This window comes from Vibrio sp. B1FIG11 (assembly GCF_905175335.1).
GTDB lineage: Bacteria > Pseudomonadota > Gammaproteobacteria > Enterobacterales > Vibrionaceae > Vibrio > Vibrio campbellii.
In genome coordinates this window covers 511,693-526,369 of sequence record NZ_HG992752.1, presented here as the reverse complement: position 1 = coordinate 526,369, position 14,677 = coordinate 511,693, and the positions used below count along the sequence as shown (strand labels likewise).

5 protein-coding genes are annotated in these 14,677 nt (G+C 45.0%); 2 read left to right on the top strand and 3 right to left on the bottom strand.

Annotated elements, in window-relative coordinates:
* Window positions 1-20 precede the first annotated feature (20 nt).
* Together KHO06_RS19230 and KHO06_RS19225 are read right to left on the bottom strand one after the other, a co-directional pair.
* A complete protein-coding gene (locus KHO06_RS19230; RefSeq protein ID WP_212583160.1) occupies window positions 21-10,562 on the bottom strand; it encodes a DUF11 domain-containing protein in 10,542 nt (3,513 codons plus the stop codon).
* A 466-nt stretch (window positions 10,563-11,028) separates the two neighbouring features.
* Entirely contained in the window at window positions 11,029-11,670 is a 642-nt protein-coding gene (locus KHO06_RS19225) for an SDR family oxidoreductase (protein ID WP_244858447.1), read from the bottom strand.
* Between the two features lie 286 nt (window positions 11,671-11,956).
* On the opposite strand from KHO06_RS19225, the gene KHO06_RS19220 reads away from it, so the two are divergent.
* Both KHO06_RS19220 and KHO06_RS19215 read left to right on the top strand, forming a co-directional pair.
* Window positions 11,957-13,351, top strand: a complete 1,395-nt coding sequence (locus tag KHO06_RS19220; RefSeq protein WP_212583159.1) for a HAMP domain-containing sensor histidine kinase — start codon at window positions 11,957-11,959, stop codon at window positions 13,349-13,351.
* Window positions 13,348-13,977 carry a response regulator gene (locus tag KHO06_RS19215; protein WP_212583158.1) on the top strand — a complete coding sequence of 210 codons (630 nt, stop codon included), beginning with the start codon at window positions 13,348-13,350 and terminating at the stop codon, window positions 13,975-13,977. Before KHO06_RS19220 ends, KHO06_RS19215 begins: the two co-directional genes overlap by 4 nt.
* Window positions 13,978-14,067: 90 nt before the next feature.
* Here KHO06_RS19215 and KHO06_RS19210 read toward each other — a convergent pair whose 3' ends face one another.
* Window positions 14,068-14,628 carry a sugar O-acetyltransferase gene (locus KHO06_RS19210; RefSeq protein ID WP_212583157.1) on the bottom strand — a complete coding sequence of 187 codons (561 nt, stop codon included), beginning with the start codon at window positions 14,626-14,628 and terminating at the stop codon, window positions 14,068-14,070.
* Window positions 14,629-14,677: the final 49 nt, after the last annotated feature.

Sequence of the window (14,677 nt, the reverse complement as noted above, 5' to 3'; positions counted from 1 at the left end):
GATACGGCTCCAATCACTCACTACTCTTGCTCGGTGTCTTTCGCTTTGCGATGAACACTGAAGTTAAACTTCGTGAGCTTATTCGGGGTAATTCGCAACACTTTCGGGTTTTCGCTCACCACTTCCATCGAAGTCGGCAGCGAGTCAGTGTCTAACTTCACTAGGAAGTTTTTCCCTTTCTTATTCAGCACCCATTGGTCGGGCACGTGGTAGCGTCCGTACTGGTCTGTATGAATGACGATGCCTTCCACCGTCATCAGCTTGACACCTGGTATCCCGTCTTCATAAACCCCTTTGTTCTCAATCACGATTTCCCACAAGTAGGCATCGCCATCTCGATAGAGGTTTCTTGTGACGTTAAGATTCTCTGCACTTAGGCCGTTCTTTTTGTCTGATTCATGAGCAAACTTGATTTGGCCTTGCGCATCAAATTCGATGCGGGAGCCACCGTCCGATGTGACGGTAAAATCAAAGCTCTCACGAGTACGTGTTTTGAATTGAATCGCGACAGATTTTGTTTCAGAGATGGTGCGGTTTATCGAGTGGCCCCAAAGATCACCCAATTCAACACCTTCTTGCACGGCTGAAATCACTTGACCATTGTCTTGCTCATCCTCAACCGACAGCTCTTTCCCATCGCGGACGACGATTGTAGAGCCAGCGACGTAGTCCTGTGTAGGCAAGTTGGCAATCAATTCCACATCAAATGCCGTCGCGTCTGCTTGGAAACCGTCTTGGTTGTGGTCTTCAAACACCTTACCGATGATGGACGAGGTATCGAATACCTTGTCCGGCTCTACGGTCACTTTGGCACTGTCTTCGTTCGACACCGCAAGGCCATCGACTTTCGATACTGCGGTGTTGATGTAGTCACCAAACGTCGCGCCAACGGAAACTCGCAGTAGGTAACGAATACGTAGCTTCTCGCCCGGGTCGAAGTTCAATGAGGTAAACAGCAGCTTGCCTGTGTCTGATGGTTCAATCGTCAACACTCGGTCGTCTTCATTACCAAACTCACCATCAGGGCCACTCAACACCACTTCCGATGTATCAAGAATGTACTTGAAGCCGCCTGGGTAACGGTCTTCCACGGTGACGTTTTTGAAGTACGATTCGTTGTTATTTTCCACGATCACTTCGTATTCCACGGCATCGCCCACTTGCGCGGTGTCTTGCAACGCCGCTTTCGTTAGCAGAAGTTCACCACTGTTATCTGGGATCTTCTTGATGTGCGTAGTCACGCTGTCACTGGTTTGTGTACCGTCGGCTTCTGTCGCGGTAAAGGTGTTGGTGATGTCGTCATCCAAGCCTTTACCTAGCGTGCCCACAACTTCAAAGGCAAACACATTACGTTTTTTCGACTTTAAGTTAACCGTTAAATCCAAATCTTCACTTGCCGGGAAGGTGTGGCGATCAATCACGCTACCGCTGTCGTCTACTTCGACACCTTCAATCGTCCAGTCAGTGAAGACTTTGTTGCCCGCTTCATTTTGCAGCTCACTGATTTCATCGGTTAGACGAACATTAGCTGCGTTACCATCACCTTGGTTCGTCACGGCTAGGTAGTAAGTCACGGAATCATCATCCGGTGTGTATTCCGGCTTATCAGAACGCTTCTCGACCACAAGCTCAGCGGGAACAGGCGGTAAATCCAACGCTTCGACTTGGTCTGCCGAGCTCTGTAACGATTTAGACGACGGCATCATGCCTTTTGAACGAGCCATCGCAGCCGGATTCCACGTCAGGTCTAAGTAGTAACCGAGCACATCAATGTTGGTCAGCATGTCTTCGTTGACGGTCAAGGTGAAGGTGTAATCAATCTTGCCGCCCGGAGCAATATCAACGATGGTGAAGAGATCTTTATCGTCTTCATAATCGCCCGGCTGAGTTTCAGCACCTTGCCAATCGGCTGTTAGCCTCCAACCGTCAAACACTTTATTACGAGAACCGTCAATGTAATCACCCATGGATTCACCGAACTGGGTATAGATAGCGACGTTCTTAGCGATTCCACGTCCGATATTCTCAATCACTAGGTGATATTCTACTTGCTCACCAGGTACGTAATGTGGCGCATCGGTGTATAGTTCCGCCTGAACAACCGCACTCACACTGTGTACTGGCGGGCTGATCACATCACCATCGTCTACTTGCGCGGTGTTTACTATTGCTCCAGTGGCTGTATCCACAACCGTGCCTTTCGCGCGGAATACCACCTTACCTTTTGGTGCAATATCCACGCTGTACTCTGTTGGACTGATCGATTCGACATGGCTGCCTATGGTTTGTGATTCAACCTCAAGCGATGTTGAGCCATCGACAAACGCAGGGCCGATAGTGCCATCGTAATAACCGACTTGGATAGACGACATGTCGTCAACCACACTGAGGTCTGTGATGTAGTTGTTCGAAGTGTTCTCGATGGTGATCAAGAACTCCAACTCTTCACCAGGCTCGTATTCGGTTTGAACGTTTGTTTTGGTGGCAATAAAGCCTGAATCCATCGGCAGCATAATCGCCGTTGAATCTTGAGAGACACCATTGTAAGTGACGGTTGCAGTGTTGCTGATCTCACCAATCGCAGTGGTACGGATCAGCGCTTTCACGCGGAAGGTCACGGTACTCTCAGGCGCAATATCCATGGTTGCATGAATATCGTCGCTCAGCTCAAACGTTTTTGGTGTCACTACAGTGCGTTCATCCGATGCTTCGTACGTCACCTCCCACAACAAAAACGCTGATTCTTTGTTTCCACTGGTGGTGTCAACATCGATGTCGCTGATGATGTCTTTCAGTTCAACACCGGAAGCAAACGCCAATGATGTGTTACTCACCGTAATGTCGTAGTTGATCAGCTTGGTCACTTCATAGGTTGAAGTGTCGACCGATTTGTCGATGGATACCGTCGCGAGAATCGGCGTACTGATTGCACTTTTTTCTGTTGTATTGCCTTCAAACGTTGTGCTCGCGATGTTGGTAATATCTCCAGTCGCATTGGCTACCGTTGTCGCTTGAATGGTATACACGATCGTATCTTCAGGGGCGATATCCAACGTCTCTTTCAAATCTTCACCTGTTGTTGGCGCTGAAACTGGCGTTTCACCCGTTGTAGAAACCGCTGAAATCTGAATCGAACTTGGGTCAAACACTTTTCCTGTCGTTCCGCCAGCAAGCGTGGTTTCAATCGACTTCAATGTATCTTCAATCTCAACCGCTTCCGCCCAACCTAAACCGTTGTTCTTAACCGTCACGGTATAGGTCAGCGTATCCCCCGGGAAGTATTCAAGCTTGTCGACTTCTTTCGCCAAAGTAATTTGCGCGTCTTCAGGCAAATACGTTGCTTCCGCTGTGTAGTCTGTACCATCACTGTCCACTTTAACTAGGTTAGTGATGTTGCCTTTGGCCCTGTCGTTAACGGTATTCGTCACAACAAAAGAGTAACTATCACCAGGATGGATACTGTAAGTCGCGCTGTAACCTTGATCGGTATCGACCACATTTTTGCGAGCATTCAACAAAGGATCGCCGCTGCCACCTAACACTTCATCACTGATCACCCATTTGCCAGTGAAAGCCTGTTCTTTGTTGGTACTGTTCGCCACATCGGTCATTATGGTATCAATGCGATCCACCAACACTTGGTCGACCAAGTAACCTTCACCGACGTTAGTTAACGTAATTTTGTACGCAATAGGCTGACCCGGTTGATATTTTGCATCCGGTTCTGCAATTGGCGTAGTCTCTTTAGTCAGCTCTAATTGGCCTGGTTTTGGTGTGATATAACCTTGTGTTAGTTTCGCTCGCTTACTACCGAGGCCATAGAGAAGAAAGGCAGTATTAGTAAAGCGACCGATGGCATCATCACGAACTTTACCTTGGATGTGGATACGAATAAGGGTGTATTTATCACCACCGCCAGTAGCAGCATCATCACGTCCCGCCATTTTTATCGAACCCGCTGGAATATTGATGTCCGGATTAGCGACACCAACGAGTTTATCTAGCTCAGAGAAGTCATTTGCTGCAGGATCAGACGGCGCGGAGTCTAACAGCACTTCATAATCCAGAGTCCATTCTTCTAAAGCGGGTTTCATTAAGCCATCGACGGTTTCAACCTCAAAGCTCGCAATGTCATCTAGTAATCCAAAATAACCTGTACTCACATCATCATTAGTGATGTCGATGTAGTAGTTAACCGTTCCACCCGGTACATATTGAGGAGTATCCGTCCATTTATTGATCAGATATTGAGATCGACCCGCATCAAGAATAATGTCATTTGTAGTGTTACTAACACCATTGTGCACCACTTGAGCTGTATTGGTTATCGTTCCCGTCGCAGAAGCAGCTACCGTGCCTTTCACATCAAAGACTATGTGCTCTCCAGGTCGAAGATCTACCCTCGCATCTAGTGGAACGTTGCCACTGTAGTTCCCTTTTACGGAATAAGACCCGACAGGCTCAATCGCGATCGACGTTGCCCACTGTTTAAATGCATTCGTGCCATCTGATGTTTTTATGTTATTGATCGCATCGATAACACGAACGTCATGCGCAATACTATCGCCCGTATTTTCAAGGGTGACTTGATATTCCACATCACCACGAGGTGCATAAGTACAGCCACTGCCATCACTCGAAGGAACCGAACAGCTCGCCGACTCACCATCGGTATACTCTAGGGTCTTGAAGTAGTTAATTTCTGAAGGTTTAGGTGGAATAGGAGCTGACACCGCAGCTTGATCATCCGCAATCACTCGGTTCGCTTCAATCTCGCCCAGCGCATCATCTCTTACTGTACCTGTCAGGTTAAAGGTCAGCGCTTCTCCAGCTGCAATATCAACTTCAATATCGAGATTACCTGCTACACTGTAACCCGGAACATAAGTATCAATATTGGCATCAATACCATTGCTTACCACGTGGCTGATATCACCAGATGAATATGCCGGTTTGGTTGCTCCTCCAATGACTTTAACACCAATATCGGTCACCGTATCTTGAATACGCACATCGTTCGCCCACCCGTTTTCAGGGTTAGTAACGACGAACTCGTACTCCACTTCATCACCAGGAATGTATGTATCTCCTGAGTTGAAAGGCGCACCATTGATTGAAACTACGCGTTTTTCCACATTGATATTGTTCGCCAAAGGCAACAATGTGGCCGTGCGATTTTTACCATCGTAATTTGCGGTGTTTTTAACATCGCCTAACGCGTCTTCACGGATAACGCCATGAATGGTGAAGACCAATGACTCCTGAGGTGCAATAACAATGTCGTTTTCTATATCGACGCTGTTTCCACCAACGAAATCAACGGCGTCCGTAATAGAACCCGGAGCTGCGTTTTTTGATAAGCTCACTTCCCATCCGGCATTAAATGGCTGCTCACTAGGGTCGCGACCCTCCGTAACGCTATCTTCAGCTATACGAGTTCGAATCGATGAAATCGTATCCTTTAGTCGAGAGCCGTACTCAGTTCCGTTGCCATTATTTTTTAATAGAATACGGTAATAAACCTCACTCTCTCCTGCAGCTTGCGAGTAAGTGGTTTTATTTTGCGTAAACGCAGCATCGTAATAAGCTATTTTATTAAAACTAATGGATGGATCTGCCATTGACGCTGGAGGAGAGACAGCAATAAATTTGTTTCCATTATCCTCGTCAATAAACGCTCGGTTAGTAAATGAGCCCACAGCTTTTGGACTTATCCTGGCGCGAATAACATATCGCACATAAGGATCGGACAAGAATCCACCAAAATTTTTGGATGCAATATCAATGTGAGTATTGATTGGCTTATTATCACCGATCGTGTTATCAACATCAGGATCAGTAATACCAGAGCGGTCAAAGAAGACATTAATAGTCCAACTATCAAATGCTGGACCAGTGGTTCCATCATAGTAATCTGTCGTTATCTGATCGATATCATCACGTAGACTCATATTATCTACATGAGCTTCGGCGATGTTATCTATCCGAATCTCATACTCAACAAAACCACCAGGCATATATTCGGATGCTCCAGTGAGTTTGTTGCCATCCACATCGTAGAAAGCGAGGATATTTTTCTCGTACTCTACTTTATTTACAGTCTGCTTAATACTGTGAGCAATACTGTCACCATCAACCTTCAACAAGTTGACGATTTCGCCTTGAGCTTTGTCGTTGACAGTAGCAACCACTTCATACTCTAAGGTTGACCCCATTGGCACATCTGCAGTGACATCTAAACCATCTCTTTCCGAACTATTTGTTGTATAAACATTGCCCTCCCCATTACCTGCATCTACATATTCAGCATTTGAACCCGAAGCACGAGAAGTTAATGTCCACTCAGTAAAAGCCTTACCAGTAGTACCATCGACTAATTGGGTCTCAATGGAAGAAAGGTCATCCCAAATAGAGATGTCATCCGCATTTGCCTGACCATCGTTTTCAATGATCAATCGGTATGTGATGGTTTGGCCTGGTTCGTACACTGTTTCATCAGTGACTTTATCGAAATTAAGGTGGTAATCGTTCGGAATAACGATCGTGCCACGATAATTGATATCACCGACCGCATCCGGACGAATTACGCCTTTAACGGTATAAGTAACGTCTTCACCTTCATCAATATCAATCGCGGTGACGATATCATTGTTGTCAGCGACCGTACCGTCTTTAGTACCGTCTGTAGTACCCGCATTGGCAGGTGCACTTTTCTCAACACTTACGCTGAACTGGTTAGATTTTGTCGCAGGATCGTAGAACGGGTTACCTGTTGAGCCATCTTGCAATTGAACTGAAATACCATTAACCAGTTCATTTACATTAACGTTGTTGCGGTAACCTCTGCCCTCTTGTGACGTGTACTTGAAGGTGTAGATCAGTTCATCACCCGGCGAGTAACGGTTGATGTTGGTGCTACGGATTACCTCACCATTGTTATAAACCTGATGGTTTTCAGCAACGGCACGTTTGAAGTATTGGCAGTCTGTCGTACAACCTGAGTCACGCATATCAATCAATATTGCCTCATTGCGAATGACATCTAGATTGCCAGACTCAACACCATTGGAGACCGCGTTATCTTTAACTAAAGCCTTTATCTTAATCGTCCTCAGCTCACCAGGAACAAGAGATAAAGGAATTCTCACATCATTGGTAGATTCGCTTCCGTAACCACTACCAGTATCAACTAACCAGTGAACAAAGGCTTGCTGAGTGGCAACATCACCCACAAAGCCATCTTTGTCATTAGCAAGCGTTGTCAAAACTTGAGTGAGCTCGTCTCTTAGCTCAACCTCTGCTATCTTTTCTTCGTCGTTGTTCTTCACCAAGATGGTGTATTCGAGGTAATCCCCTGGCGTATAGCGAACAACATCCGTCGTTTTTGTAAGTGAGACATTGATATCGAATAGGCTGTCATTGTTATCAATTTGTGCAGAAGAACTGTGGTCACGATCCGTTAATGGGTCATACACATCAACACGGTTAGAAACCTGATCGTGAGGATAGTCATTTTTTACAATTCCAGACACCTCATAATGAACCCATCCCCCCGGCGTGATATCGACATCGGTATCAATGTTTTCATTGTCAGTAACGTCACCGTAACGCGAGCCAAGTTCATCCGTATTGGTTGATCCAGTAACTGCCCAGCTGGAAAAGAAGTTCAGTGCTTCGATGTCATCCTTAACGGTTGCATCATTGGCGTAGCCCGCTCCACGGTTGTAGATGTAGATATCAAACGTTGCGAGTTCGCCAATAATAAAATCAGTGTTTTGAGCAGTTTTCGCTACAACTAAGTTAGGCTCATATGGGTGTGTCGTTACTGAATCTGACAAGTTAATGTTGTCTTCCATTTCAGTCGACTTGACGGTAGCTGTGTTAGAGAAAGAACCCCATAGGATTCCAGTATCGACACTGCGGTCCAGCGTAGCCACGATGGTGTAGGTGATGGTAACGCTTGGGGGAATTTGGGCGATGACATCCAAATCAGTATTATCGGCGAAATCTCCCGCATCTGCGGCCACTTTAGACCAAGGGGAATCTGCTGCAATATCCGCAGAAATAGTCCACGAGCTAAATACTTGCTTAGTAGCGCCTGCAGGCTCAAGTAACTCTGCTTGGATAGTGCTGATTTGGTCTTGGATACTAATATCAGATGCGAAACCATTACCTTTAGGGTTAGTCACACTGATGGTGTAAGTCACTTCATTGGTCGTGTTGGTGTACCAGTTCTGTTCATCATTGCCATCAACGCGCTTATCTAGCACCAAATAGTAGTCACGAGGGTATGAGCCTCTATCCGAGTAAAGCGTGCCATCCACTGCAACTTGATTTCGGATCTCATCATCAGCAATTGGGTTTACAATGGTAGCAATCGAATAAATGATGGTCTCTTTCGGCGCGACAGTGGCATTAACATTTAATATGTTCTTATTAGTTTGGTTACCACTAATTTCGCCAGAGAAACCGGGCTCACTGATCGTAGAAACCGTGCCATCTTCCGCATACGCCACAGCAGTCACCACCCAACTGATGTATGCCTGAATCGATGTGCCATAGATAGAAGTAGTGGTTACTGACGCTAAGTCATCATAAACAGGAACATTAATGGCGTAGCCATCACCGGTGTTTTCTAAGGTGATAGTGTAATTAAGCGTATTGCCCGCAGAGTAATAACGTGAATCGACTTCCTTTTGAACTTTAAGGTTGGAGTTAGGCATTTGAACACCAGAGCCTACCTCACCAAGGTTATCACCCAGACACAGCCCAGCATCCGTACCATCGTCTACGATCTGTCCGACACTGTTATCTGCTACTTTTGCGGTCAGTTTATAGCGAACATAACCTTCTGGGGCCAAGTCAACTTTTAAGTTGATGTCATTGGTAGTCCAAGCGCCATAGTTGAATGAACCATAGTTAGAACCTTCACCACTGCTATCTGTAACTTCAAGCTTCCACTCAGAAAATGCTGAGCCAATTGAACCATCCACTTGCTCGGTAACGGTACAAGCAAACCTATCTAACACTGTCACATCATTGGCAAAATACTTCGAATCTGTATTTGAGATCTCAATGTCATACACCACCTCATTCTCACCAGAAACACCTGGAACATAAGTCGTGTCAGTCGTTTTTTTGAATCGAGTAATTTGGCTGGAAGACGAACCCAACACCTCTTCAGTATTTAGAGTACTAGCCATGACGCCAGCAGAATCTGCACCACCTTCGTCATTAAGGACCTTTGCTTCGATCTGTGGGATTTGACCAATAGAAACCGGACTCGCGTGGACAAGTATGGTGTACTCAATATACTCCCCAGGGTAGATTGACACTTTGTCATCAAGGGACTTATTGGTTTCTGCTCCAGAGGCAGCAAGAACGGAAGTGCTTCGAGGGTCAATATGAGTGACGTCGTTGGTCCAAGTCGAGTAAGGGTTCCCCATGGTGTCATCAGCATTTTTGTCGTTGCTAATATCATTGCCTAGCTCTGACGCTAAAGCGTCCATCAACTGCTGCACAGTATAGTTGTGAGCAATACCAGCATTGGATGCATTGCTAACCTTGATGGTATAGGAAAAATCATCGCTAACGAGATAGTCGTCTGTTTTGTTCAGCGTGTGGGTTAGCGTGATATCGGCTTCTTTGGGTGGTGTTGTCGTAGCTGCTGGCTTTTTTGTACCATCACGCGTCTCAGCTTCTGCGCTATCGTTTATGATATCGCCAACTAATTTCGGATCTACGATGCCAGTGATGGTATAGATGACCGACTCACCCGCCGTAATCGATACATCCGTCGCCTGCAAGTTTCCAGTATCAGAATATGTGCCGGCACTGCTTTCGGGATCTGATGTCTTAGCGCTAACTAACACTGAAGTAAACGCAGGGATCAAGACGCCATTGGTATCTTCTGCCTCAATATCCGCCACAAGATCGGTAACAGTCATGCCTTGGATTTTTGCTGAGCCCAAGTTTTTGACCGTTATTTCATAGACAAGAGCTTCCCCAACACCGTAATTGCCTGCAGATACATCAAGTTCAATGGAGTGTTCGTAAACGACGCGTTGATGTATCGTCGTATTAGACTGTTCTCTTAAAAGCGCACCAGAGCGGACATTTGCAACATTGGCTATATCCCCTGCAGCCTGAGCAGATACTTTGGCTTGGATAGTGTAAGACACCGTGCCATTATTTCGAATGTTTACGTTAGTCGCGGCAAGATTGCCATTTCTGTCGTAGTCACCTGCTGAAGATAGAAAAGAAGCAGTTGCCGAGATCTCTGCGCTTTCAAACGCATTTACCAAACCTCCGGACCCATCGGAAGCCATGATGTTCATGACATCGTCATTAACCTCTAAGCCAAAAAGCGTGGAGCCAGAGGTATTGGTTAGAGTCAATGTGTATTCAATCTGGCTGCCATTATCGTATTGGCCACTTACCGGTGACAACTGGACATCAAGACCGGCTATATCCGCTTTCGCAGGCATAGCAATCAATACCATGAAAACTGATATAACGGCACCACTGAAAATACGAATCAAACAACTAAAATCTTTCGACATGCTTACTTCTACTACCCAAAATCAAAGAGTTAAGGTTCATTAAGATTAATTAAGGCGAATTAACCAGCAGAAAAGTGTATCGAAGTGGATTTCAATGCAGTCGGCATCTTTCTATTGAAGAGTTTTTTAAATGCCTATTAAGACCATAAAGAAAAACAATATGTAAGCTGTAATCTGAGGGAGATAGCATTCAAGTTATTGATAGTTTGGCGAGATAAATAAAATCAAAACCAATATTTTTATAACTATTTAGCTTGTGAAAACTTATAAAACCGCATAATTACCGACCAAATCAAGTTCAAAGAGGGAAGTTTTTGTTGACATGAGTGACTAGGAACAACTCAAGAAAGCGTATTCCTAGTCAATAGCAATAGGGCTTTTCTAATCTAGCAAACTATCTTGGTAGATCATTTTCTTACTCATTCCTCCATCAACAACCAAGTTATGACCATTAACGAAGTCATTCTCAGGGTGCGTTAAAAAAAAGGCACGCATTAACAATATCTTTGGCTTTCCCTACTCGGCCTGATGGGTGCTGTTGATGGTCAAAACTATCAAGATCGTCATACCCTTCAACCTGAATCCAACCCGGACTGACTGCATTTACAGTTATGGGCGTTTCTGCCAACGAAATAGCCATCGACTGTGTCATTGATACCACACCACCTTTTGACGCACCGTAAGCATCCCAACCAGATTCATTTTGATTCCAGCGCGTAGAGGCAATATTGATAATTCGTCCATAAGGCTGAGAATGATTCAACTCAATAAATCGTCGGGAACAAGCAAACGCACCTTTGAGGTTGACATCAATCACACGTGAAAACTCTTCAAAAGTCAGCTGCTGAATGGGTTTGTTAAAGTTGGCGATCGCACCATTGTTGATGAGAACATCGACTTTGCAGTACTGTCTTTGGATCTCATCAAAAGCCTGCTCAATCTGCTCTGGTCGTCCTAAATCAACGAGGTGGAAATCCATATCTGGATTCTTATTGGGCGCAATGTCTAACACGATAACTTTTGCTTGTCGCTCAAGGTAAGCAAGAGCGAGATGTTGACCGATGCCTTGGCTACCACCGGTAATCACGACCACTTTATCTTTATACATACAGAGTTCTTAATTGTTTTTAATCACCACAATTTTAGAGTGCTACCACTCATAAAAATAGAAATAAAAGCAAAGACGACCAAAATACCTTCACCAGAAGCGGAGTAATATCAAATGAGCTGTATCCCTATTCAGTTGGGTAACTTTCCTATCAAATTAGCCATAACATTGATAAGTTAACTTCACTCAACCCTGAAACTCGCTTCGAATATACAGGTAACTTTCCACAATAAGATTGCAAATATCCCTTATTGCTACTGATAAAAACGCAATTTAGACTGAAACCATGGATATGTTACTCATCTTCAAAATCTACCTCTTCTATGGCTTAGCTTTCTTCGCCATCTTTTTTGCAATTTTGTTTCGGGATTTACGAAAAAGCCGGATCGCAATTGCTTCTGCTTTGCCCATCCTTGCGTTGTTCGGCTTCATACATGGTTTCCATGAGTGGTCAGAACTTTACTTGGTGATGTATGAACACGAGTTTACCCTGACCAAAGGCGTAGAAACTTTCAAGGTATTCAAACTTTTGTTTTCGTTCATTGCTCTCGGTGCTTTTGCGTGGAAGATGCTTGGCCTCACTGATTGGAAAAACGTCAAAGCCATTAAATACGGAGCCGTAGCGGTTATCGCTCTGTTTGCTGCTAGTTTGGTCATCCGCTTTGGTAACAAAGAGTACGCCATTTATATTCACGATACTGCGAATCAAGTCCGCTGGATCTTCGGTTTAGGTTCTGGGCTAATTTCAGGATTAGCCATGATGAGTTACGCCAATATTCTCGAACAAGAAGGTCATGGTGCTTCACTACCCTTTAAACTGACCGGCCTTTCGCTCATTGCATACGGCATTTCAGCAGGCTTACTTACAGTTGATTTAGGGCTCTGGGTGCTGATCGTGAGAATGGTTTGCGCACTCTCTATTTTGTGCACCCTTTGGATTGCATTACGCGTATTTGATGATGAGAAAAGCAAGCAGCTCGAAAGCAACATCCAAATCTCTCAACAAGATGCCAAACTTAAAGAACTTGGTGAACTGACTTCCGCTGTCGCTCATGAAATCAAGACACCGCTTTCCAGCGCGACCATGAGTTGTGATTTGTTGGAAAAACAACTGCCCGACAACGAGGCTAGTCACCGTCATCTGGCTCGAATTCGGCAAGGATTAGAACGGGCTGCTGAAATCAGTCATGAGGTTCTGAACTATGCTCACCATAAACCTATTCAGCGAGAAATCGTTTCACTGCAACAAGTCGTTGAACAGGCACTCTCTCTGAACCAATACCGTTTAGAAGGCTTTGCTGTAAGCACATCCCTAGATAATACGCTTAGTGTCTTAGGTGATGCAGGTCAATTGGAAGAAGTAGTGACCAACATCATTGGCAATGCGATTGACGCTAGCCAAGAACACAAGCAACTCGATATAGAAACGTATCAAGACAAACTGGTGGCGATCCTCTCCATTTCCGACTGGGGAACTGGGATGCCACTGGACAAAATTGCCAAAGCGAAAACACCTTTCTACACCACAAAACCAAGGGGTGAAGGCACAGGTATGGGATTGGCAATCAGTAATCAAATTATCTTACAACACGGTGGCGAGCTAAACTTGAGGAACTCAAAGAAGAGTGACCACATTACTGGCTTAACAGTTGAAATCCGCTTACCAAGGAATATTGAATGACACTAAAACTCTTACTTGCAGAAGACGATGTTGAATTGCGAGAGGTCCTGATTGAAGCATTAACCTTGGAATCGTTTCAAGTGGTCGCATGTGATAATGCAGAAGATGCATTAGACATCGCCAGTGAACAACATTTCGACCTAGCGCTATTTGACGTCGTAATGACGGGGATGACCGGTATCGAGGCCCTTTCTACCTTAAGAAGGCAGCATCCCAACATTGGCATTATCATCACCACTGCATTTGCTACAGTCGACGTAGCGGTAGACGCCATGAAAAAAGGAGCGGATGAGTTTCTCACTAAGCCATTCAATCTCGCAGCTCTATCAGTCACCTTAAAGCGAGTCCATGCTGAACGGTCACCAAAATCTCCTCTCGATGAGAGGAAGCATGACCAAATCTTTAGTGCTCTCTCCAACCCGATTCGCCGCTCGGTTATCAAGCAACTAAAAATCCATCGTAAAATGAAGTTCATGGATCTCTGCCGTGTGGTTGGTATTGAAGACCACACCAAGTTCAACTTCCACCTAAAACAACTGGTCAACAGCGGATTGGTTATTAAAGAAGATGGGCGAATTTACTCGCTGACGGAACAAGGTCAACAAGTCCACTCCAGCATGCTTTAACGCATCTTTAAAATACATAAAAAAGCCGACTGAATGTCGGCTTCTTAATTTTAATTCGTTGTCCCGTCCTGAGATAAGCTACCAATTCGATTATTTTTGTTCGATTGGACGAATTACTTTACATGGATTTCCTGCAGCAACTACGTTCGGTGGGATATCTTTCGTAACTACACTGCCCGCGCCAATTACCGAGTTTTCACCGATAGTCACACCTGGGCAAACAATCACGCCGCCGCCTAACCATACGTTGTCACCAATAGTAATCGGCGTGCCAAACTCAACGCCATCCTCTACACGGCCTTTGACATCCAAAGGGTGTCCTGCAGTGTAAATCTGTACATTAGGAGCAAATAGAACATTATCTCCAATATGTACTTCCGCCACGTCTAACACCACGCAATTGAAGTTGGCATAGAAGTTTTTACCCACTTTGATGTTAGAACCATAATCACATCGAAAAGGAGGCTCAAGGTAGACCCCCTTTGAATCAGGAATAAGCTCGTCAATTGCGCATCGCCATTCGTCGGTATCAGGAATACTGTTGTTAAGTTTTTGCAGAACTTTTCGGCATCCAATTCTTGCTTGGTAGAGCTCTGTATCCCAAGCATCGTATGGCTCACCTGCCAACATTTTTTCTTTTTCTGTTCTCATTATTTACACCATCTCACCAAAGTAAAAACGCATCAAAGCACATCACAAC